This window comes from Rothia sp. P7208 (genome assembly GCF_048512915.1).
Taxonomy (GTDB): Bacteria; Actinomycetota; Actinomycetes; order Actinomycetales; family Micrococcaceae; genus Rothia.
On the sequence record NZ_JBLXXW010000011.1, the window covers coordinates 1 to 21437 of the forward strand.

General features: G+C 48.8%; 23 protein-coding genes. 8 read left to right on the forward strand and 15 right to left on the reverse strand.

Features of this window, described 5'->3' with window-relative positions:
- Window positions 1-103 precede the first annotated feature (103 nt).
- The 5 genes from rlmB to ACN084_RS08330 form a co-directional block, all read right to left on the reverse strand.
- Entirely contained in the window at window positions 104-1087 is a 984-nt protein-coding gene (gene rlmB / locus ACN084_RS08310) for a 23S rRNA (guanosine(2251)-2'-O)-methyltransferase RlmB (protein ID WP_419103781.1), read from the reverse strand.
- A gap of 108 nt (window positions 1088-1195) precedes the next feature.
- Window positions 1196-2617, reverse strand: coding sequence for a cysteine--tRNA ligase (gene cysS / locus ACN084_RS08315; RefSeq protein ID WP_419106538.1), 1422 nt, complete (start codon window positions 2615-2617; stop codon window positions 1196-1198).
- An 82-nt stretch (window positions 2618-2699) separates the two neighbouring features.
- Window positions 2700-3200, reverse strand: a complete 501-nt coding sequence (gene ispF, locus ACN084_RS08320) for a 2-C-methyl-D-erythritol 2,4-cyclodiphosphate synthase (RefSeq protein ID WP_419102402.1) — start codon at window positions 3198-3200, stop codon at window positions 2700-2702.
- 8 nt (window positions 3201-3208) lie between these two features.
- Window positions 3209-4003, reverse strand: coding sequence for a 2-C-methyl-D-erythritol 4-phosphate cytidylyltransferase (gene ispD, locus ACN084_RS08325; RefSeq protein ID WP_419106539.1), 795 nt, complete (start codon window positions 4001-4003; stop codon window positions 3209-3211).
- Between the two features lie 44 nt (window positions 4004-4047).
- Window positions 4048-4533: a CarD family transcriptional regulator gene (locus ACN084_RS08330; protein WP_419102392.1), complete on the reverse strand. Its 486-nt coding sequence runs from the start codon at window positions 4531-4533 to the stop codon at window positions 4048-4050.
- A 258-nt stretch (window positions 4534-4791) separates the two neighbouring features.
- Between ACN084_RS08330 and ACN084_RS08335 the strand changes: the two genes are divergently transcribed.
- Window positions 4792-5316 (forward strand): hypothetical protein, encoded by a 525-nt coding sequence (locus ACN084_RS08335; protein WP_419106540.1) that lies wholly within the window; start codon window positions 4792-4794, stop codon window positions 5314-5316.
- A gap of 94 nt (window positions 5317-5410) precedes the next feature.
- Here the strand turns inward: ACN084_RS08335 and ACN084_RS08340 are convergent, their stop codons facing one another.
- The 5 genes from ACN084_RS08340 to ACN084_RS08360 all read right to left on the reverse strand — a co-directional run bounded on the left by ACN084_RS08340 (window position 5411) and on the right by ACN084_RS08360 (window position 9967).
- Window positions 5411-6094: a winged helix-turn-helix domain-containing protein gene (locus ACN084_RS08340; RefSeq protein ID WP_419102390.1), complete on the reverse strand. Its 684-nt coding sequence runs from the start codon at window positions 6092-6094 to the stop codon at window positions 5411-5413.
- Window positions 6095-6175: 81 nt separating this feature from the next.
- Window positions 6176-7354 carry a sensor histidine kinase gene (locus tag ACN084_RS08345; RefSeq protein ID WP_419106541.1) on the reverse strand — a complete coding sequence of 393 codons (1179 nt, stop codon included), beginning with the start codon at window positions 7352-7354 and terminating at the stop codon, window positions 6176-6178.
- A 135-nt stretch (window positions 7355-7489) separates the two neighbouring features.
- Window positions 7490-8230, reverse strand: coding sequence for a phosphoglyceromutase (locus ACN084_RS08350; protein WP_419103787.1), 741 nt, complete (start codon window positions 8228-8230; stop codon window positions 7490-7492).
- 203 nt (window positions 8231-8433) lie between these two features.
- Complete coding sequence (locus ACN084_RS08355) at window positions 8434-8757, reverse strand: DUF2516 family protein (RefSeq protein WP_419106542.1); 324 nt, start codon at window positions 8755-8757, stop codon at window positions 8434-8436.
- 13 nt (window positions 8758-8770) lie between these two features.
- A complete protein-coding gene (locus tag ACN084_RS08360) occupies window positions 8771-9967 on the reverse strand; it encodes a trans-sulfuration enzyme family protein (RefSeq protein WP_419106543.1) in 1197 nt (398 codons plus the stop codon).
- Between the two features lie 138 nt (window positions 9968-10105).
- On the opposite strand from ACN084_RS08360, the gene tmk reads away from it, so the two are divergent.
- The 3 genes from tmk to ACN084_RS08375 all read left to right on the forward strand — a co-directional run bounded on the left by tmk (window position 10106) and on the right by ACN084_RS08375 (window position 13234).
- Window positions 10106-10795, forward strand: coding sequence for a dTMP kinase (tmk, locus tag ACN084_RS08365; RefSeq protein ID WP_419106544.1), 690 nt, complete (start codon window positions 10106-10108; stop codon window positions 10793-10795).
- Window positions 10792-11937: a DNA polymerase III subunit delta' gene (locus tag ACN084_RS08370; RefSeq protein WP_419106545.1), complete on the forward strand. Its 1146-nt coding sequence runs from the start codon at window positions 10792-10794 to the stop codon at window positions 11935-11937. Before tmk ends, ACN084_RS08370 begins: the two co-directional genes overlap by 4 nt.
- A gap of 97 nt (window positions 11938-12034) precedes the next feature.
- Entirely contained in the window at window positions 12035-13234 is a 1200-nt protein-coding gene (locus tag ACN084_RS08375) for an MFS transporter (RefSeq protein ID WP_419106546.1), read from the forward strand.
- A 24-nt stretch (window positions 13235-13258) separates the two neighbouring features.
- On the opposite strand, the gene nagA is transcribed toward ACN084_RS08375, so the two are convergent.
- The 5 genes from nagA to ACN084_RS08400 are packed head-to-tail and all read right to left on the reverse strand — an operon-like array spanning window position 13259 to window position 18058.
- Window positions 13259-14422, reverse strand: a complete 1164-nt coding sequence (nagA, locus tag ACN084_RS08380) for an N-acetylglucosamine-6-phosphate deacetylase (protein WP_419106547.1) — start codon at window positions 14420-14422, stop codon at window positions 13259-13261.
- Between the two features lie 25 nt (window positions 14423-14447).
- Window positions 14448-15245 (reverse strand): DeoR/GlpR family DNA-binding transcription regulator, encoded by a 798-nt coding sequence (locus tag ACN084_RS08385; RefSeq protein WP_419106548.1) that lies wholly within the window; start codon window positions 15243-15245, stop codon window positions 14448-14450.
- Window positions 15246-15302: 57 nt separating this feature from the next.
- Window positions 15303-16136, reverse strand: a complete 834-nt coding sequence (locus ACN084_RS08390; RefSeq protein WP_419102381.1) for a class II fructose-bisphosphate aldolase — start codon at window positions 16134-16136, stop codon at window positions 15303-15305.
- 46 nt (window positions 16137-16182) lie between these two features.
- On the reverse strand, window positions 16183-17142 hold the full coding sequence (locus ACN084_RS08395; protein ID WP_419106549.1) for a 1-phosphofructokinase family hexose kinase: 960 nt from the start codon (window positions 17140-17142) through the stop codon (window positions 16183-16185).
- 28 nt (window positions 17143-17170) lie between these two features.
- Complete coding sequence (locus ACN084_RS08400; RefSeq protein ID WP_419106550.1) at window positions 17171-18058, reverse strand: SIS domain-containing protein; 888 nt, start codon at window positions 18056-18058, stop codon at window positions 17171-17173.
- A gap of 355 nt (window positions 18059-18413) precedes the next feature.
- On the opposite strand from ACN084_RS08400, the gene ACN084_RS08405 reads away from it, so the two are divergent.
- The 4 genes from ACN084_RS08405 to ACN084_RS08420 all read left to right on the forward strand — a co-directional run bounded on the left by ACN084_RS08405 (window position 18414) and on the right by ACN084_RS08420 (window position 21361).
- Window positions 18414-18845, forward strand: coding sequence for a PTS sugar transporter subunit IIA (locus ACN084_RS08405; protein WP_419102378.1), 432 nt, complete (start codon window positions 18414-18416; stop codon window positions 18843-18845).
- A 29-nt stretch (window positions 18846-18874) separates the two neighbouring features.
- The gene (locus ACN084_RS08410) at window positions 18875-19162 is read left to right on the forward strand and encodes a PTS sugar transporter subunit IIB (protein WP_419102377.1); all 288 of its coding nucleotides are present in this window, start codon (window positions 18875-18877) and stop codon (window positions 19160-19162) included.
- A gap of 42 nt (window positions 19163-19204) precedes the next feature.
- Window positions 19205-20545: a PTS ascorbate transporter subunit IIC gene (locus tag ACN084_RS08415; RefSeq protein WP_419102376.1), complete on the forward strand. Its 1341-nt coding sequence runs from the start codon at window positions 19205-19207 to the stop codon at window positions 20543-20545.
- Between the two features lie 66 nt (window positions 20546-20611).
- Window positions 20612-21361 (forward strand): sugar isomerase domain-containing protein, encoded by a 750-nt coding sequence (locus tag ACN084_RS08420; RefSeq protein ID WP_419106551.1) that lies wholly within the window; start codon window positions 20612-20614, stop codon window positions 21359-21361.
- The last annotated feature ends 76 nt before the right edge of the window (window positions 21362-21437 follow it).

A 21437-nucleotide genomic window follows, 5' to 3' on the forward strand; every position in this document is an offset into this window, starting at 1 on the left:
GCAAAAAAGATTTAAAAAAAGTTCTCAAAGCACCCAAAATACACAAAAAAGCCGGCTACCTCCCCTCATACAAGAAGAAATAACCGGCTCAAACAACTCACAACTAGCTGCTCAACGCACGACGACGAGATACCTCATACAAAGAAATACCCACCGCCATCGACGCATTCAACGACTCCATCGCAGAATCAATAGGAATAGAAACAATCTGATCACAATTCTCCGTCACCAGACGAGACAGACCCTTACCCTCAGAACCAACAACAATCATCAACGGTTCAGAAGCAAGCTCCAACTCAGGCAGAAGAATGTCTCCACCACCATCAAGACCAACAACAAAAACACCAGCATCTTTTGCCTGCTGAACAACACGAGTCAAATTCGTAGCCATCGCAACAGGAATACGAGCAGCAGCACCAGCAGAAGTCTTCCAAGCAGAAGCAGTCACAGCAGCAGACCGACGCTCAGGAATAATCACACCATCACCAGAGAACGCCGAAACACTACGAATAATGGCACCCAAATTACGAGGATCAGTAATACCATCCAACGCAACAAAAAGAGGAGCAGAAGAAAGTTCACCAGCATGATGAGACTCCATCACCGACAAAACCAAATCCGTAGCATCAGGATACTTATACGGAGGAATCTGCAAAGCAATACCCTGATGAACAGAACCCTCCGTCAAACGATCCAACTCACCACGAGAAATCTCAAGCATCGGCAAATCAGCCTTATTCGCCAACGTCATAATCTCACGAACACGCTCATCAGCATCAATACGACTCATCACATACAAATGCTTCGCCGGAATATCCGTCTTCAACGCTTCCAACACCGCATTACGACCGGTCACTAGCTCCTCGCTCGTACGCTTACCACCCAAACGAGGCTGCGGACGAGAATGCAAACCAACCTGACGACGCTCAGCCGCACGCTTCATCTTATACGCCTTATGATACGGACGATCCTCCGCCTTAGGAGTAGGCCCCTTACCCTCAAGAGACTTACGGTTCTTACCACCGGTTCCCTTAGTAGGACCCTTTTTCTTTGTCGTCGCTCCAGGACGACGCCCAGCCTTAGCCATAACTATTCCTCAATATCCTGCGTAGAAACCTCTACGACTTCACATCTATATATCCAATATATGCGCCCTGAGACAAGCAGAGAACATATCTATACCAAAACTAAAAAACTACGACAACGACCAAGTAGAACCTGAAGCCCCGTCCTTAATCGTCACACCAGCAGCAGAAAGAGCATCACGAATCTCATCAGCGCGTGCCCAATCTTTTTGTTCCCGAGCAACAGAACGCTCAGACAACATGCCCTGAATCAACGAATCCAACGCAACCTCAGCAGCAGCCGAAGAACCCTGACCAGAGGCAGAAAAACTCATCAACGAACGAAGACCCAAAACATCAACCATCGTATAAACAGCAACAACGATAGAAGAAACATCCTCCCCCTGAGCAAGAGCAGAATTACCGGCACGAACATACTCATGAACAACAGCTAGTGCACGAGGAATGTTCAAATCATCGTCCATTGCCTGAGCAAACTCTTCAGGAACCTCACCCAAACGATGCTCAGAAACAGTTGCAGCAAGAAACGCCTCAATACGTTCTACCGAAGCCGTAGCCTCTTCCAACGACGTCGGACGATAATCAAGCACTGAACGATAATGAGCCTGACCCAAATAATAACGAACAGCAAGAGCCCGCGCGCTCTGAAGCATCTGCTCAGGAGAAACCGTATTGCCGATAGACTTCGACATCTTCTCACCCTCATAAGTGACCAGACCATTATGAAGCCAGAAATTCGCGAAAGCATCACCAGCAGCAGTAGACTGCGCCAACTCATTCTCATGATGAGGGAAACGTAAATCTAAACCGCCACCATGAAAATCAAAATGAGAACCAAGATAACGACCAGCCATCGCAGAGCACTCCAAATGCCAGCCTGGACGACCACGGCCCCACGGAGAATCCCACGAAGCAGACTCCGGCTCACCCGCTTTGTAGCCCTTCCACAACGCAAAATCACGAGGGTCACGCTTACCGCGAGGATCAGCATCAGCCGCATCTTGCATGTCATCAATATGCTGATGAGTCAACGCACCATAGCTAGGCCACGAACGAACATCAAAATATACGTCACCAGAATCATCCAACGCAGGATACGCATGACCAGCATCTATCAACCGCTCAATCAGAGAGAACATCTGCGGAATATGCCCCGTCGCTCGAGGCTCATAGGTTGGTGGGTCAATACCAAGAGCATCATAGGCCTGCGCAAAAACTTTCTCGTAACGATACGCTAAAGCCCACCAAGGCTCACAAGGGTACTCGCCCTCATAGTCCGCTTCAAAAGAGCGCGCAGAGTTCACAAGAATCTTATCGTCAATATCAGTGACATTACGAACCGTTGTCACCTGATAACCACGGTAGCGAAGCCACCGAGACAGCTGGTCAAAAACCAAGGCAGAACGCACATGCCCAATATGAGGGGCGCCCTGAACCGTCGCACCACAATAATAAAGCGACGCATGTCCGGGGCGGACAGGAATAAAATCTCGAATAGAAGCAGTAGCAGTATCGTAAAAACGCAAAGTCACTCCCTTAGTCTATGCAAAGCTGAGCAAAGGCGCACGTTTTAACCAACGACACCCCGCGATAAGTGTGAGTAGTTACTACCCGTTACTCTTTATCTGCAACGGAAGAAGACGGATACACCAATGCTGTAGCAATAGCGGCAATGCCTTCACCTCGACCGGTTAGCCCCAAGCCATCAGTTGTCGTAGCAGTAACCGTTACCGGTGCACCAACCGCCTTCGAAAGAACGTCATGAGCCTCCTGACGACGAGGAGAAAACTTGGGACGGTTGCCTACCAGCTGAACCGCAATATTGCCAATCTCAAAACCAGAAGAACGCACAATCCGTGCAGCTTCCTCCAACAAGAAAATGCCAGAAGCACCTTTGAGTTCTGGACGGTCGACTCCAAAATTTGACCCTAAATCCCCAGTACCGCTAGCAGAAAAAAGAGCGTCAGCAGCAGCGTGAGCCACAACGTCACCATCAGAATGACCCGATAGCCCAACTTCTCCATCCCACAGCAGCCCAGCAACCCACAGTGGTGTCTGAGGGTCTGTGCTAAAAGCATGAACGTCAATACCAATCCCAGTACGAGGAATTATCATTCTAGACATCAATCTTTCTCTGAAACAGCAGATAACTCATCTGCAAGTTTTAACGCTGAAGCTAACGCCAAATCCTCAGCGACAGTAATCTTTAGTGAACGGAAATCTCCAAGAACAGTTTTTACGGGGATACCGCACATTTCAGCAACAGATGCATCGTCGGTAATCTCATCATTTAAACCTTGCTGTTCTGTCTGCCGGTATGCCTCTAATAACGTTTTGAGATGGAAACCTTGCGGAGTCTGAACAGAACGCAGCACAGAACGCTGCACAGTAGAACGCACGTACCCGTCTGTATCTACCGTCTTAATCGTATCGACAACCGGAAGAACGGGAATGACGGCAGCCTGCCCTGAAGATAATGACTGGCAGACCCGATGAAACACCTCAACAGGTGTAAAACTTCGTGCCGCATCGTGGATGAGCACGTGAGAAGGCGCGTCAGAAGAAAAGCCAGAACGCACGGGAGCATTGTCTAAGGCAGATAATGCTAAAGCAACAGACTCAGCACGGCTTGACCCGCCAGACACTGTAAGAGCACCATAGTTAGCAGCAATCTTCGTCAGAGCAGTATCGCCTTTCGGAACAGTAACAACGATACGTGAAGCAACACCAGAAGCATCAACGCTAGCTAGAGCCCACTCTAATAAGGTCTTGCCAGAATGTTGAACAGCAGCTTTAGGGATACCGTATCCAAGACGAGTACCAGAACCAGCGGCAAGAACGACGACGGCGAACGACGCTACTGGAGATGTTCCAGCAACGTCGTCCGCCATCTGAGAAAAACTATCGGTATTAGTCACAGCCATGAGCCTACCGGATAGAAAAGAATAAATATTCTAGATTTTTAGACGTCTTCGAGAATTTTATCGAGTTCTTTCTCAGCAGATTGTTCGTCAATATCTTTAGCCAAAGCAACCTCGGACGAAAGAATCTGACGAGCTTTAGCGAGCATACGTTTCTCACCAGCAGAAAGACCACGGTCGTTCTCGCGACGCCATAAGTCACGAACGACCTCAGCAACCTTAATCACGTCGCCGGAAGCAAGTTTCTCAACATTTGCTTTATAACGACGAGACCAGTTTGCGGCTTCTTCAGTATCTTGGGCCTGCAGCACGTCGATAACTTCTTGTAAGCCGCGTTCGTCAACGACATCACGCATGCCCACCATATCAACGTTCTCAGCAGGTACCTCAATCACAAGGTCGCCCTGAGCAACCTTGAGTTTTAAGTACATTTTTTCTTCACCACGAATAGTGCGCATCTTAATTTCTTCGATTGTTGCAGCACCGTGGTGAGGGTAAACGACGGTTTCGCCAACCTCAAAAAGCATATGGATAAACCCCTTTCAGCTTAACTAGTCTATCATGGGAAGATTTAAGAACCACCAGAAGTAATTTTTAAGCCACAAAAACCTTATATTTAGCATTTATCCGCCTTTTCATCCGCCCTCCATTGAGCAGATACAGACGTTCCGTCGTTAAACCGTTAGACTGTATACGAAAGACCCTAATATTTTCAGTTGTATTGAGACACACACATTTACCTCAGCACAACGATAATGCTTCGTAACCATCAAGGAGTTCATGCCGTGAAGTTTGCCGTCTCCTCCACGCTCAAACGTGCAGCCGCTTGCACCACCATCGCACTTGCAGCGCTCACCACAACAGGCTGTGGATACATCTACACCCAGCCAACAACATTCCAATACTCACCCTCTGATGGCGTATCAGCAAACGTAGGAGACATTGCCGTACGTAACATTATGGTGATCGCAGAATCAGCAGACGCTGACGGGCGAGTTCTCGGAACTATCCTCAACAACGGCAAAGAAGACGCTACCGTCACCATCAACTTCCCTGCCGGTGCAGAAAACATCACCGTACCAGCAGGCAAAGAAATTCGTTTAGAAGATGAATCCCACAAACTCATCATCGACCCAGCTGGTGCAAACCCTGGGCTCATGCTACTTGATGTAAAAGTCAGCTCCAACGGACATAGCGAACCGGTAAACATTCCCGTACTTGACGGCACACTACCAGAGTACAAACCATTCGTTCCGAATGCCGCAATGTCTAGTGCAAGCGCAACACCAGCAGAATCTAGCGGACACTAAAACACGGCACCGCTTCTGTCATAAAAAGCTGGTGGGCACTCACTGTGATGTGAGTGCCCACCAGCTTTTTTATCTGCCTATTAAACCGTAAAACCTAAGACTCAAACTTATAGCCCAAGCCACGTACCGTCACAACATAGCGAGGAGCTGAAGGATCTGGCTCAATCTTTGAACGAATACGCTTAATATGAACATCAAGAGTCTTCGTATCTCCCACATAATTAGAGCCCCATACACGGTCAATCAGCTGAGAACGTGTCAAAACTCGACCAGCATTACGCAAGAGCATCTCAAGTAGCTCAAACTCTTTCAACGGCATTGTCACCGTCTCACCGTCAACAGTGACAATGTGCCGTTCAACGTCCATACGCACAGGACCAACTTCGACAGCGCTCGAAGGCTCTAATTCTTCACCATCACTTTGACGGCGCAACACCGCTCGTACACGAGCAATAAGCTCACGAGAAGAATAAGGCTTTGTGACATAGTCGTCAGCGCCAAGCTCTAAACCAAGTACCTTATCAATCTCACTGTCTTTAGCAGTGAGCATAATGATAGGAACAGAAGACTGGGCACGTAGTTGCTTGCACACTTCCATACCCGACTGACCAGGAAGCATGACATCAAGAAGAACAAGGTCAGCACCATTACGTTCAAACTCAACAACAGCGTCAATACCGTTATCAACGACCTGAACGTCGAACCCTTCACGTCCTAGTAAGAAGGCGAGAGGCTCGCTCAAAGCTTCTTCATCTTCAACAACTAAGATCCTAGCCATATAGTTATGTCCTTTACATTCAGAAAATATAGCTCTCAACAATGTTTGAGCCTCTACAAAAATTGTACGAGCACACCTCGTCTACGGGGCGTAGGTGACGCTTTCTGACCCTAATAAGTCATGCTCAGTTTGTTCATCAACCATCGGCAAAGACATCGTAAACGTAGATCCTTGACCAACCTCTGACTCAAGAGATATCTCGCCGCCATGCTGAGCCATCACGTGCTTGACGATACTTAGCCCCAAGCCAGTGCCACCGGTCTGACGAGAACGAGCAGGATCAATACGATAAAAACGTTCAAAGATACGGTCTTGTTCCTCGCGAGCGATACCATTACCCTCGTCCGTCACAGAGATATAAATATTCTCTTCATCCTGACGAACAGAAACCGTCACATGCGTTGATTCAGGAGAATAACGGATAGCGTTCTCAATGAGGTTACGTAACGCAGTACCTAAAAGCTCAGGGTCTCCATGCACCAAATGCTTCGCCCACCCTTGAGAACTCAACGTGATATTTTTACCCTCAGCAGTAATACGGTTTCTATCAATGGCACCGGTTATTAGGTCGTTGACGTCAACAAGCTGAGATTGACGAACCACATCAGCAGACTGCAACCGAGAAAGCTCGATGACGTCTTGGACCAAAGAAGCTAAACGACGAGACTCTTTCTGTAACCGTTGTGAAAAATACTCTACTGATTCTGGGTCGTCTGAAGACGATTCGATGGCCTCTGCCATCAACCCGATAGCACCAACAGGTGTTTTAAGTTCATGAGAGACGTTGGCAACAAAGTCATTACGAATGGTTTGAACTCGAGCGATTTCGGTACGGTCATCGGCAAGAACTAAAATATATTCATCGCGCAAAGGAGCGACACGTAAATCAATGACAAGAGTACTCTTAGTCATTACTCCACGGATCAAAGATATTTCACGTTCTGCGATAGTGCCACCGCTACGAGCCTGACGAATCATCTCAATCATCTCTTCGCACACGATGGTGTGCCCACGGACCAGCCCTAAAGCATATGCACCGGGTGAAGCTTGAACCACACCGTCAACAGCGTCCACCACAACATAGGCGCGACCAATTACAGCAAGCACTTCGGCAGCGCCGTCTTGAATACTTGGCTCTTCAATATCTGCCCATTGCGCACGTTCACGGTCACTTTTAGTGACAGCCCACATGCTCAATACGCCAATAGCAAGACCAACCATAATAAAAATTAGAGCAATGAGGATAGGGTCCACAAACACCAGCTTATTCTTAACAGACGCAGAAGGAAAACTAGAAGAACATCAAAAGATGAATGTTCACCTGCAATTTCCCTTCCAGACAAAACGACGGCGCCCCTAGACAAGCTAGAGACGCCGAAGAAAACAATCTAGATATTATTTTTTGCCTTGGTTAGCAACAGCCTTGATAGCTTCAGCTGCAGCAGCAGGATCAAGATATTCACCAGCTTTAAGCGGTTGGAAATTCTCGTCCAACTCGTAGTACAGCGGAATGCCAGTAGGAATGTTCAAACCAGCGATGTCTTCGTCAGAGATACCTTCAAGGTGCTTGACCAAAGAACGCAAGGAGTTACCGTGAGCTGCAACGAGAACAGTTTTACCAGAAGCTAGGTCTGGTTTAATGTCTGATTCCCAGTAAGGAAGCATACGTTCTAGAACGTCCTTGAGGCATTCGGTGCGAGGAGCGTTCTCGATATCAGCATAACGAGGATCGTTCGCCTGAGAGTACTCGTCATTATCGTCAAGTGCAGGAGGTGGAACGTCATAAGAACGACGCCATGTCATGAACTGCTCTTCACCGTATTTTTCAAGAGTTTCGGATTTGTTTTTGCCCTGTAGAGCACCATAGTGACGCTCGTTCAAACGCCAGTTACGTTTGACAGGAATCCACAGACGATCTGCAGCGTCAAGAGCGAGGTTTGCGGTATTGATAGCGCGGCGTTGTAGAGAGGTGTGAACAACATCGGGAAGGATATTGCGCTCTTTGAGCATTTGTCCACCGCGTTGAGCTTCTGCGCGGCCCTGTTCGGTGAGGTTAACGTCCACCCAACCGGTAAAGAGGTTGAGTTCGTTCCATTCGGACTGGCCATGACGGAGTAATACTAGTTTGTAAGTCATATCTCCATTGTTCCACTACTATCCACACATGCAAAGGTATTCCCACTTAAAAATCCCTAAAAGTTCTGGAAAATACGCGACGAACATCAAGAAAAAATACAAGAAATCTTATAAATACACTAATCAATGCACAATAGAGGGGTTTATGATGCGCGATAACAGCACATCGCAAACCCCTCAGAATCTTTTGCGTTTAGTTGTGTTTAATAGTTTTTATTGCGACGTACCGTAACAACCGGGCGGACATCAGCTAAGAACACACCAGCCGCAATCGCTGCAAAAAGCTGGAAGAACAAATTAGGGACACCGCCCTGAGACAACGTCAAAAGAGCCAAAGCAGAAGCCAAGACGCTACCACCAGTTAAGGCAACCCAAAAAGTCTTAGTCCGTTTAAAAGCCGACTGATAAGCATAATCAGTAGCACGAACAGCATCTAACAATGCCCATAAAGACAAACCAGCAACAACCAGAGCGAACAAAGCAGATACGCCCCACTGAAAATACACAACAATAGATAGAGGACTCATATAACACAGCCTATCATTTGGCTAAACCATCAAGAGCTTCACACAAGTCAGCGTATAAATCATCAACATGCTCAATACCCACAGATAAACGAATCAACGATTCAGGAATACTCTCTGGCTCCGAGGGATGACGACGACGACGCTCCACCAAAGATTCCACACCACCTAAACTCGTTGCAGGAGTCCACAACCGCAAACGCTCCACCACCTGCTGAGTCTGCACCGCATCAGCGTCAAGAACAATACACAGTACAGCACCAAAACCATTCATCTGTTGGCGAGCGCGCTCATACCCAGCATCCTCCGGAAGACCCGGATAACGCACCTGTGCGACAGCAGGATGCTTACTCAAACGCTGAGCCAGTTCCAGCGCATTACTCATAGAACGTTCCATGCGTAAAGACAATGTACGAATACCCCTTAACGCTAACCATGCTTCCATCGGGCCAGCAATAGCGCCATGTAACGTACGATAACGCAAAATAGCTTCCCGTAACGGCTGATGAGAAGTTATCGCAATCCCTAAAAGAACGTCAGAATGCCCTGATAAATACTTCGTTGCAGAATGAACCACCACATCAGCGCCCAAAGCTAAAGGCTGCTGAACTAAACCTGTTGAAAAAGTATTATCGACAACAGAAAGCACGCCAAGCCGTTGAGCAGCACTCAAAATCGTGGGTAAATCAGCGACTTCTAGCATGGGGTTTGTGGGGCTCTCTAACCATAAAAGCGCTTCAGGGGCAGAATAATGAGGAGTTTTTCCAGCTAAATCATATTTTTGAGAGACTCTCTCTAAAGCATCAAGAACTTCTTGAGTGTTCTCGATATCTAAGCGAATCACCTCAGCAACACCACGACGTTGCAAGTCTTCAGCAATTGTTGCTGAGCTCATGTACACGTGACGTGGAATCAGGATCGTTGCACCAGCAGGAACTAAATCCATGACCGCAGATATAGCTGCCATTCCTGACGAAAAGACAAGCCCCGGAAGAGACGCGCCCTCAATACCAGCGACGACTTCTTCAAAACCATTCCACGTAGGGTTGTCAAAGCGTGCATAGACCTTGTCATGGTCAGGGTCTACAGTGCCTGCTCCACGATAAGTTGAGGAGAAAATAACAGGAGGGTTCACCGGAGCATCGTGCTCTGGGGCTGGACGACCAGCGCTGACCACATATGTTGCTGCAGAAATGTCTTTTGTTGTGCTCATACCCATTAGACTACGCTGAACTCAACCGTCAACGATAGTACGTACACTTTTTAACAGCAGAAAACATTTCTATTACTTACCGCAGAAGACACTTTTGAGCTAAGTACCTATTTCTATTGCTTTGATACTCTTATAAGTGTGAGCGAATCTCTAAACTATAGTGCACAGCACCGCGCAACAGGACATCTAGGTAACGGAATATTCGTTGTCTTTGAAGGTGGCGATGGTGCTGGTAAATCTACCCAAGTCAAACTCTTGGAGCGACGACTACGCCAAGAAAACTACGATGTTATATGCACCCGAGAGCCGGGAGGCACCGCCATCGGTGAGAAACTGCGTCAGATCGTCCTCGAAAATGCAGAAACAACTATTGACGCGAGAACTGAAGCTCTCATCTTTGCGGCATCACGTGCCGCTCACGCCCAACAACTAATCCGTCCCGCCTTAGCAGAAGGTAAAATTGTACTATGCGACCGGTATATTGATTCTTCTGCCGTTTATCAAGGTGTTGGGCGGGAACTTGGCCAAGAAAACATCACAAACCTTTCACTCTGGGCCACTGAAAACCTGCACCCAGATATTACGTTCTTACTCAACCTGCCCTTAGAGAAAAGCCGACAACGCACTCATCGTCGAGGACAACAAGACCGTCTAGAAGCAGAACCAGATAGCTTTCACCAAAAAATACAACAAGCATTCAATGATTTACCACAATCAGCTTCAGCAAAAACACACCATTACGTGTGTATTGATGCGCAAGAAGACATTGAACAGATTCACCAAAATATCTATGCCCACCTCATCCAATATATTCAGGAGCAAGGATGAGCATCTGGAATACACTCATCGGACAACCAGAAGTTGTAGAACAACTCCGTCAACAAGCCCAGTTAGAACGTCCTACACATGCATGGCTTTTTACAGGCCCGCCCGGTTCAGGACGATCAACCATGGCACGAGCATTTGCCGCATCCTTACTCTGTGAAGAGCCCAAACCTCAACGTCGTGGGTGTGGAGTATGCAAAACCTGCCATAGTGTTTTACGCGGTACCCACGCAGATTTGACGCACTTTTCCACTGAGAATATCAACATTAAAATTGAGCAGGCAAGAGAACTCGTCACCAAAGCTCAAGATAGACCTGCCGTAGGGCGCTGGCGTATTATCATCGTCGAAGATGCCGATAGGATGCCAGAAAGAACATCTAACGTCTTACTCAAAGCCATTGAAGAACCACCAGAACATACCATCTGGATTCTTTGTGCGCCATCCCCCGTAGATGTTCTGGTAACAATTCGTTCTCGTTGTAGACCCGTCACGCTGCGAGTACCTCATCGAGAAGAGGTCGTTAAACTTCTTGCCGGTATCGAGGGGTATCCAGAAGCTCTTGCACGTCATTGTGCGTCACTGGCACAAGGACATATTGGGGTTGCCCGTCATCTTGTACGTTCTGCTGAGGCACGTCAACGCCGTGAACAGGTAGTTCGTATGCCTATTTTTCTTTCATCTGTTCCAGCAGCAATGCGTGCTGCTCAAGAGCTCGTTAATATCGCTCAGGCAGAAGCCGATCATACGTCAAAAGAACGACATGAACGTGAGTTGCAAGAGCTTTTGAGGTCCCTTGGAATAGCAGAAGACGAACAGATAACACCCAATGTTAAAGCTCAGATTCGTCAGTTAGAAGAAGAGCAGAAACGTCGTAGTCGGCGAATGGCTACCGACACGTTAGACCGTTTTCTCATTGATCTGCAAACGGTGTTTAGAGACGTGCTGACGATACAGCTTGGTACTGGTTCTGCACTGATTAATACTCACCTCACCGCAGAATTACATGATTATGCGCAACGAATGAGCCCAGAACAAGCACTCGGACATTTAGATACTTTGAGGCTAACACGTAAACGTATTTCAACGAATGCTAGTGCAAAACTCGCTTTTGAAGCGATGATGTGTTCCTTCATTCAACGATAATCAACCGTGTTATAGGAAGAGAAGCCTCGAGTGAAGACCAATGGCCGTTATATGTAAATCTTCTAAATTTTTAGAGTATAGAATTTTATCTGCTCTCATGCTTTCAGAAGCGTCTGAGGGAATAAGAACAATAGCATCTCCGTTTCTGGTGTATACAGCAACAGGAAAGCTCTCATCGGCGTCTCTAGTTGCAGTCTCTGGTGCTATTCCTGCAATTCTTGTAGGAATACTAGGCTCTCCACAAGTTGAGAAGCTCAACAGGCAAAAAATCATTGCTTACTCTAACATTCTGCAATCTATTCTATTAATAACATTGCCTCTGACATGGGCTTCTGCCGGTATTTTTGCAATGATGGTTATCTCTTTTATTTCTTCTAGCGTAGGTGCATTAGAACGACCCGCGATGTACTCTAGCCTGCCTCTTATCTTTGGAGAGAACTATCAAGACTTTATCGGAAAAAGAGCTGGTGTCTCATTCTTCATGCAATCAGTTAGCCCCGTGATGGGTGGCGCTCTAGTAGGTTTTATCGGCGCTTCGCACACACTTGTCATCTGTGGCATTCTCTATGGTGTATATGCTTTGCTCATATACACCATCAAAAATTTTGATACAGACTATAAAAATCGGGCCGAAAAACATCAAGGCCAAAAGAATATCGACATGCTCAAAGCGGGCATTGAGATAGCCAGAAATATCCCAGCATTAAAGACCCTGTATATTTTCTGGTTCTTCTCAATGACAGCAGTTCCTATTGGCGTTCTTTCTGCAGTTCCATACGTGAGCGAAAATTTAGGGCTAACAAGTTTTGAGTTTGGGATTGCGTCAGCTTGCTATGGTGTAGCAACGATTTCTAGTTCTATAATCGCTGGCAAAATGAAGTTCCGAGGAGGAGCACGGTCCTGGCTTCTAGCATCTGGAACAATATACGGACTCACCAATATGCTGATGGGTTTTGAACCCCAATTTCTGATGTTTTGCATCTTATGGTTCATATGGGGTCTTGCGTATGGCCCAGAAGAAGTTGTTGGCAACTTAGTATTTGTTCAATCTGCACCAGAAGAGTTTCAAGGGCGATTGTTTTCTCTTATGACAGTTGTCATGACCGGCGGAATGCTCATCGGAAATTCACTCGTTGGCCCGTTATCGGATAGGTTAGGTCCTCAATGGGCAATGGTTTTAGCTGGCGTCATTTTTATCACCTCAACAATATGCAGTTTTGCGTTCGGTCAAGGAGCACGAGAAATTGCTACTATCTCGATGACTTCTACCAAACCTACCAGCGATGAAGTTCGCTAAACATCGGTGAAATACGCAAACATACTATCTCTGAGGGACGCCATCTACATAAATATGGTTTGGAAGTAACGTCTGCTCATCCAAAATCAGGATATCTCCCGAATACCCTGGAGCAATTCGCCCATAGCTTCGCCCCAAACCAATAGCATGAGCAGCATGAGACGTTGCCGAAGCAACCGCAACGTCTAATCCCACGCCAACAGAACGTACAGCGTGCTGCACGGCGTAGTCCATCGTCAAAGTGGAGCCAGCAAGAGAATCCCCGTGTACTAAACGAGCAACACCATTCTCGACTTTGACATCTAAAGTACCCAAAATATACAAGCCATCCGGGTTACAAGCAGCTGACATCGCATCAGTTACCAAGACAATACGTTCTGGAGCCTCACGGAAAAGAGTATGCACTACTGATGGGTGGACATGAATACCGTCATTAATAACTTCTAGAGACACAGATTGTTCTTCTAAAGCGGCGATCACCGGACCGGGGGCACGATGGTGAATACCGTTCATCCCATTAAACGTGTGGGTCAGTAGTGAAGCGCCTGCAGCAAAAGCCTGCTGAGCTTGCTCATAGGTGGCGTTTGTATGGCCAACAGCTACAGCTGTTCCAGCACTAGTAAAACGTTGTATTGCAGATAAAGCACCATGACGTTCAGGGGCTAAAGTAATCTGTCGGAGGTGTCCGTCTGAAGCTTCAAGCAGTCTCTCGACGTCTTCAGCTAATGGGTCTTTGAGCAGTTTTTCGGGGTGAGCACCCTTATGTTGTGGGTGAAGAAACGGCCCTTCGGCGTGGAATCCAAGAACCTGCGGATCGTCTTTGAGTAGCTGTTGAAAAGTGCTCAGAGCGCCTGCCATATGTTCTATCGAGTTCGTCACGAACGATAAGACGCTTCGGGTTGTTCCATGCTGACGGTGGGCGTTGAGTGCAACACGTGCAGTATCAAGATTTGCCTCATCATAGGCATGCCCTCCCCCGCCATGATGATGTATATCAAGATATCCGGGAACGACGGGCGCGCCCTGTGCATCAACAATACGGGTATCAGGGGTTTGTTTTGTCTTCCATTCAGAGGTGCTCAGAATATCGATGATTTTTCCGTCCTCAACGAGAACTGCACTATCGGGATAAACGCCGCCGATGGTTCCGTCGTAGACGGTTGCTGAATGAATCAGAAGAGAAGACATGGTATATATTCACACCTTTAGGATGTTATAAATCAACAATTTTGAGGTTATAGCCGAGGTTTTGAACTTCCTCAGCAAGTTCTGGTCGCAGCTGAGAGTCGGTAATCACTTCTGAGATATTTTCGACTCCGCCCACACTAGAGAATGAGCGTTTTCCAAACTTTGAAGAATCAGCGACAATAAAAGTTTTTTCTGCACGTGTTGCCATCGCAGAGTTCACCATGGCCTCATATTCGTTCACTGTTCCCGGCCCATTTTGGTCAAAACCGTTTACACCGATAAATGCCAAATCAAGAGAGATGTTTTTGAGCATGTCGGTCGCAAAAGGCCCTGTAATTTCGTAGGAGTAGCTGTTGACTTCACCACCGATGAGAACAATTTTGATACGGGAGTTCTCCGCGAGCGCATAAGCAATATCTACCGCGTTGGTGACGACGGTTAGAAGAGGCTGAGCAGCGTTAAGTTCAACATCTTGGTGTTGGTAGACCCATTGTGATAATTCGCGGGCGACTTCTCCGACGGTGCTACCTCCTGTAAAGCCAATAATCATGCCAGGTTGTAGATGCTCGATAGCAGCACGTGCGATAGCGGTTTTTTGTGGTAGGTGAGAAGAGTCTCTACGGCTCATAGGGCTGGCGAGGACGTTTTGGTTACTTTGTGCTCCGCCACGGGTTCGTTGCAGAAGACCTTCGCCGGCGAGGTAGTCAAGGTCTCGTCGGGCTGTTGCAGCTGAGATGTCTAGGGCGTCAATAATTTCGTTGACGCTAAGGCACTGGCGTTCGTTGAGGAGTTCCAGTATTTCGGCATGTCGTTGGCTGCGCATCGTCGGTCGTGTTCCATTCACTATGAGCTAGTTATTTGAGGTTATTCTCAACGCACTTTAACCGGCGAAGACGCTCAATAGTCGGGCGGCTTCTGCGCTTAACGCTTCTCGTGCAGCACCCAAGTATTTGCGGGAGTCCACAACTGTTGGGTTTTGGTGAAGGTATTGTGCAATAGCTTCAGTAAAGAAACTGTTAAGGTGTGTTGATACATTGATTTTAGTCATACCGGAGCGGATTCCTTGGAGAATCTGCTCATCGCTGACACCAGAAGATCCGTGAAGGACCAATGGGACACCAGCAGATTCACGTAATTGTGTGATGAGTTCGTGGTCTAGTCGTGCGGTGCGTTCGGTCATGGCGTGTTCGCTACCGACGGCAACAGCTAGGGTGTCTACCCCTGTGGCTTGTACAAACTCGTGTGCTTCGGTGGGGTCGGTGCGTACACCAGGGGTGTGGGCACCTTTTTTGCCTCCGATTTCTCCAAGTTCGGCTTCTACGCTGGCGCCGTTGCGGTGGGCGTACTCTACAACTTTGACCGTGGCGGCGAGGTTTTCTTCATACGGTAGGGTGGAGCCGTCGTACATGACGGAGTTAAAACCGAGGTCGATAGCTTGGCAGGCTAAGTCTACTGATTCGCAGTGGTCTAGGTGTACTGCGATGTTTGCGGTGGAGAGTTGTGCGATGTCGATCATGGCTTGCCCCAGTGGGGTGAGGTTGCCGTGGAAGTTGATGCAGTTATGGCTTAGCTGCATGATAACGGGTAAGCCTGTTGTTTCGGCAGCTTGTGCGATGGCTTCTGCTGTTTCTAGGTGGACGACGTTGAAGGCTCCGATTCCTCTGCGGTTTTGGTCGGCGGAGCGTACGAGGTCGATGGTGTTGATTTGTGGCATGGTTTTCTTTCCTGTCGTGGTTGTGTTCAGGGGATAAAAGTTTGGGTTAGCGGATTTTTTCCATCAGGATGTTGGTGTTGAGGGATTCCCATTCGGTGCCAATAGCTCCGGCGATAGGTTGTGTGAGTGCTGAGGCAGACCAGCAGATTGCTCGGCGGAGGAGTTCTTCGGTGGGAAGTTTGTCGATAAGTCCGGTAGCGAGTGCTGCGACGAGTGCGTCTCCGGCGCCGGTGGGGTTACCTTGCAGTGGTTGGGCGAGTTTGGCGCGGTATGCCTGATGGTGGTTGATGAAGTACAGTCCGTCTTCTGAGCAAGAGACGATGATGTTTTGAGCGCCGAGGTTTTGAAGTTTTTTGACAGCGGTGAAGAGTTCGTCTGATTGGGTGGCTTCGAGAAGTTCGGAATAGTTAGGTTTGAGGTAGTCGGCGTGTGCTTGGGCGGCGTCGAGGAGGTGTTGCCCTGAGGTATCTACGATGAAAGTGCTGCCGTAGCGTTGGCAGAGCATGCTGATGTCGCTGATAAGTGTGGTGGGTGCTGCTGGTGGGAAAGAGCCAGAGAGCGTTACGGCACAGTGCTCGTAGTGTCTGAGGGTGTCTTCTAGGGTGTTGAGGATTCCTTCATACACGTGGCTTGGGTGTTCTGCACCGTTTTCGTTGATGATGGTGGTGGAGGAGTCGTGTTTTTGGTGTATTGCGTAGGTGCTACGTAAAGGTGTGGGGGTAGGGGTAAAAGCCGTGTGCACACCGTCGTTGAGGGGGTACGTTGTGTTGCGTTGCTCAGCTTGTCGTTGGTGAAGCTCTTGGAGAGATTCTTGACAGATGGGCCCTAGAGCCACGGCCGTATAGCCTTGTTCGGCGGCGACGTTGGCGACGTTGAGTCCTTTACCTCCGAGGCGACGTTGAGCGGCGGGAATGCGTAGTGTTGATTCTGCGCTGAGGTGCTCGATGGTGATGGTGATGTCTAGTGCGGGGTTGAGCGTGATAGCGACAACGGCTGATGTGTTCATGGCTTTTACCTCTACCTTCAGTTTGTGCTTAGTTGAGGATGACTGAGCGTGTGAGGTTGCGTGGCTGGTCGGGGTCTAGCTCGTTGGCTAGGGCTGTTTCGAGTGCTACGAGGTGTTGGCGTGCAAGGTCTGCCATGGGGTCTAGGTCTTGGTTTTCGAAGCGTGCACCGGTGGCTTCTACTTGTTCGCGAAGGCCTGCTGGTGCTTGTCCGAATTGCCAGGTGATACGACCTTCTGAGGCGATGGCGATAGGTCCGTGGCGGTATTCCATGGAGTTGTAGGATTCTGTCCATTTTTGCGAGGATTCACGCATTTTTAGTGCCGCTTCGGTGGCGATGGGTGCTGTCCAGCCGGTGCCGAGGAATGAGTATTGTTCTGCGTTGATGAGTTCTGGATCTAGTGGTTCGGATAGTGCTCGTTCGCAGTCTTTGATGGCGTTTTGGCAGATGTCGCGGCTGTGGATGGAGGAGCGGAGGAGCATGAGTGCGGTGGTGGCGAAGCGGGTTTGTACGACGGATTGTTCGTCGGCGAAGCCGAGGTCTACGACGCGGTCTGCTAGTTCTGCTACGGGTGAGTCTGCTACTCCGACAAGTACGGTGATGGGTTTTTTACCTTTGACGGATTCCATGAAGGTGATGATTTCGCTGGTGGTTCCGGAACGGCAGATGATGAGGTATTCGTCGTAGTCGCGTTCGGTGGGTACTTCGGTTGCGGTGAAGGCGTCAGTGAGTCCGCGGCCTTCACTTTCGCGTAGTGCTGCATAGCTTTGTGCCATGAACCAGGATGTTCCGCATCCTACGGCTGCGACTTTTGTGCCGTCTTGGGGAAGCGCAGAGGTGTCTAGTTCAAGTGCTTGTGCCCAAGTTTGTGGTTGGCTGAGGAGCTCTTCTTTCATGTGGGCGCCGGGGGTTGTCATAGTTGTGGACCTTTCTGCGTTTGGGTTAGGTTTTTGTCAAAACCCATCACCCAATTAATCAAAAGTTTTCACAATTATGATTGCATATGATTCTTTTTGTGTCCACAAGAATAATTTTCAATCAGTCACGTTTACTCGCCAACACTCCACCAAAAACCCTAGAAACCAAGAAGATTACCCTAGAAAATCGGCATTTAACATGAAAAGTGTGTTACTAAAAGTCAGAAATCACTTTATTTAACAAAGTGACTAATTTTGATTATTTTGCGAAAAGTTCACTCAACTTGCTTTACATCAGTCATTTTCAATCATTATGATGGCTTGTGTAACAGTTGAGAAAGATGAGGTGGTCTCAATGACCTTCGTACCAGACGTTGTTTCAGCCCAACGCACAGCAAAAGACTGGAGAGAAGCCATCAGCATCGTTGGTGAACTCTACGAAGAAGCCGGAATAGCGACCAAAGAATATACCGAAGCAATGATCAAAGGTGTCGAAGACTTCGGACCATATATGGTCTTCATCCCCGGCATTGCCATGCCCCATGCAAAAGCAACCAGCGGAGTCCTCAAAGCAGGAACAGCAGTCGTCACACTAGCTACCCCCGTAAAATTCGGCAGCAAAAATAACGACCCCGTCGACTTCCTCATTTCTTTCGCATCCGAAAGCACCGACGGACACATGGAAAAAATCCAAGAACTAGCAGACGTCCTCGGACAACAAGAACTCATCAAAAAGGCCCGTCAGGCGAGCAGCGATGTTCAACTGATGGAAGTTTTCACCCAATAAAACAACACAAAGAAAAGGTAATAATCATCATGATTTCAATTGCAACCGTATGCGGCATGGGACTCGGAACCTCTATGATGCTCGCAAGCCAAATCCGCACCCTCCTCAACGCAGAAAATATCGAAGCAAAAGTACAAGCTATCGACCTTGGCTCCTTCAAATCACAACCCTCAGACATCGTCGTCACCACCACCGGAATGGCAAAAAATGTTGAAGGAACCAAAGCAATCGTCGTACTCATCGACAACCTCATCGACAAAAATGAAGTCAAAACCAAAGTACTCGCCGCAGTAAACGACTTCACCGCAGGCAACTAGCCACACCACTCCCCATTCCCCATATAGCTTGAGGTAGAAGCAATGAACTCTCTCCTTGACTTTTTCGTACAACTCATCCAAATCCCCGCAATCATCGTCGGATTCATTGCGTTCATTGGGTTAGTCGCACAGAAAAAAGCAGCCGATGAAGTCATCACCGGCACCATCAAAACAGCACTATCACTACTTATCATCGCCGGCGGTGCAACAGTCCTCATCCAAGGCCTAGCACCCATCCAAAAGATGTTCGAGATGGCGTTCCCCGCCAGTAACATCACCACATTCGTCACCTTCGACGAAGCCGTCGTCTCAGCAGTACAAACCGGACCAGTAGCAGCCCTCGGCTCACAAATTGGTCTCACCATGCTCTTCGGCTACATCGTGCACCTACTCCTCGCACGATTCACCCCATGGCACTACGTCTACCTCACCGGACATATGATCTGGGTACACGCCGGCGCATTCACCATCGCCATCTACCAACTCGGACTAGGCCCCGTATGGACCGTCATCATCGCCTCCCTCATCGACGGCGCATACATGACGTTCGCCCCCGCCATCGCACAACCCTTCGTCCGTCGTATCACCGGCGGAAATGACGTCGGCTTCGCACACGGACAAACCCTCCTCAACGTCCTCGCCGGATACCTCGGCATGGTCGTAGGAAACAAAGAAAAATCCACCGAAGACATCAAACTCCCCGAGAAACTCTCATTCTTCCGCGACGTTGCAGTATCCACCTCCATCGTCATGATGATTGTCTCACTCGGCTCAGCACTAGCAGCAGTCAGCTCCGCAGGAGTAAGCGCCTTCGAAGCACCCGTAGCAGACGGCGGCATCTCCGACGGACAAAGCTGGGTCATCTTCTCCTTCATGATGGCCATGCAATTCACCGCAGGTATGCTCATCCTCCTCTACGGTGTCCGCATGCTCATCGGCGAAATCGTTCCCGCATTCGAAGGTATCTCCCAAAAAGTTATCCCCAACGCCATCCCCGCGCTGGACGTTCCTGTACTCTTCGCCTTCGCCCCCAACGCACTACTCATCGGCCTCATCTCAGGTCTCATCGGCCAAATCACCGGCATGGTTATCTGCGTTGCACTAGGTTGGCCAGTACCAATCCCCTCCATGATCGTTGCATTCTTCGCATCCGGTACCGCAGCAATCTTCGCAAACTCTACCGGCGGACGAACCGCAGCATGGCTAGGAGGCTTCCTCTGGGGATTCCTCGGCTGGATTCTCATCTCCTTCGCCTACCACATCAACGCCTTCGGCGACCTACCCGCCCTCGGCGCATCAGGACTAGGCTTCACTGTTCCTGACGCCATCGTACCGGGCATCATCATCCACTGGATTGGACAACTTCTCGGCATCCTCGCCTAAGAACACTCCCCCAATCCACATCACATACCCCCCCATTCGACTCATACATCGTAAAGGATGGTCATCATGTCACAGCTACTCGATAGCTACTACCAACAAATCATCTCACTTCTCGAAAAAATTCGTGAAGAAGAAGTCCCCACCATCGACAAAGCCGCACAAGCTATCGCAGACCGCGTAGCACAAGGCGCACGCATCTTCGCTTTCGGCGCTTCACACTCCAGCCTTCCCGTACAAGACATCGTCTACCGTGCCGGCGGACTCATGCTCATCAACCCACTCTACGCACCCGGTGTTGAAGCACTCACCACACGCCCAACCACCCTCGGGTCGCAGATGGAACAGATGCCCGGATACGCTGAAGTAGTGCTCAACAATGCACCACTCAAAGAAGGAGACGTCCTCATCGTAGTCTCCGTCTCCGGACGCAACGCACTCCCCGTAGAGCTCGCACGTGAAGCACGCGCTCGCGGTATTTTCGTCGTAGGACTCACCTCCTCTAAATACACCGAAGCGGTCACCTCACGTGTACCCGACGGAACCAAACTCAAAGACCATGCAGATATCCTCATCGACAACCAAGTAGATGCAGGAGACGCAGTGCTGAGCCTAGAGGGCGTGCCTCAGAAGTTCACCCCTGCATCTGGAGTCACCTCCACCGCAATCTTGCATTCACTATCTGCAGGCATTATCGAGAATCTTGTGGCACAAGGTATCAGCGCACCAGTATTCCTCGCTGCAAACCTTGACGGCGGTGCAGACTGGAACGCACAGCACATGGCTGAGAATAAGGACAAAATCTTCTACCTCAACTAAGAAGATATATAACTCTTCACAAGCAGTATGAAGCGGTGGCGTTCTCTCAAAAGATGATAGAACGCCACCGCTTTAA

Bases quoted from the DNA above. Each gene is read 5' to 3' on its own strand.
- ACN084_RS08360 (WP_419106543.1), bottom strand. From the start codon at position 9,967: ATGAGCACAACAAAAGACATTTCTGCAGCAACATATGTGGTCAGCGCT.
- ACN084_RS08405 (WP_419102378.1), top strand. From the start codon at position 18,414: ATGACCTTCGTACCAGACGTTGTTTCAGCCCAACGCACAGCAAAAGAC.
- ACN084_RS08395 (WP_419106549.1), bottom strand. From the start codon at position 17,142: ATGAACACATCAGCCGTTGTCGCTATCACGCTCAACCCCGCACTAGAC.
- nagA (WP_419106547.1), bottom strand. From the start codon at position 14,422: ATGTCTTCTCTTCTGATTCATTCAGCAACCGTCTACGACGGAACCATC.
- rlmB (WP_419103781.1), bottom strand. From the start codon at position 1,087: ATGGCTAAGGCTGGGCGTCGTCCTGGAGCGACGACAAAGAAAAAGGGT.
- ACN084_RS08330 (WP_419102392.1), bottom strand. From the start codon at position 4,533: ATGCTTTTTGAGGTTGGCGAAACCGTCGTTTACCCTCACCACGGTGCT.
- ACN084_RS08375 (WP_419106546.1), top strand. From the start codon at position 12,035: ATGCTTTCAGAAGCGTCTGAGGGAATAAGAACAATAGCATCTCCGTTT.
- ACN084_RS08420 (WP_419106551.1), top strand. From the start codon at position 20,612: ATGTCACAGCTACTCGATAGCTACTACCAACAAATCATCTCACTTCTC.
- ispF (WP_419102402.1), bottom strand. From the start codon at position 3,200: ATGATAATTCCTCGTACTGGGATTGGTATTGACGTTCATGCTTTTAGC.
- ACN084_RS08340 (WP_419102390.1), bottom strand. From the start codon at position 6,094: ATGGCTAGGATCTTAGTTGTTGAAGATGAAGAAGCTTTGAGCGAGCCT.
- ACN084_RS08385 (WP_419106548.1), bottom strand. From the start codon at position 15,245: ATGCGCAGCCAACGACATGCCGAAATACTGGAACTCCTCAACGAACGC.
- ACN084_RS08390 (WP_419102381.1), bottom strand. From the start codon at position 16,136: ATGCCACAAATCAACACCATCGACCTCGTACGCTCCGCCGACCAAAAC.
- ACN084_RS08410 (WP_419102377.1), top strand. From the start codon at position 18,875: ATGATTTCAATTGCAACCGTATGCGGCATGGGACTCGGAACCTCTATG.
- ACN084_RS08355 (WP_419106542.1), bottom strand. From the start codon at position 8,757: ATGAGTCCTCTATCTATTGTTGTGTATTTTCAGTGGGGCGTATCTGCT.
- ACN084_RS08400 (WP_419106550.1), bottom strand. From the start codon at position 18,058: ATGACAACCCCCGGCGCCCACATGAAAGAAGAGCTCCTCAGCCAACCA.
- ACN084_RS08370 (WP_419106545.1), top strand. From the start codon at position 10,792: ATGAGCATCTGGAATACACTCATCGGACAACCAGAAGTTGTAGAACAA.
- ACN084_RS08415 (WP_419102376.1), top strand. From the start codon at position 19,205: ATGAACTCTCTCCTTGACTTTTTCGTACAACTCATCCAAATCCCCGCA.
- ACN084_RS08350 (WP_419103787.1), bottom strand. From the start codon at position 8,230: ATGACTTACAAACTAGTATTACTCCGTCATGGCCAGTCCGAATGGAAC.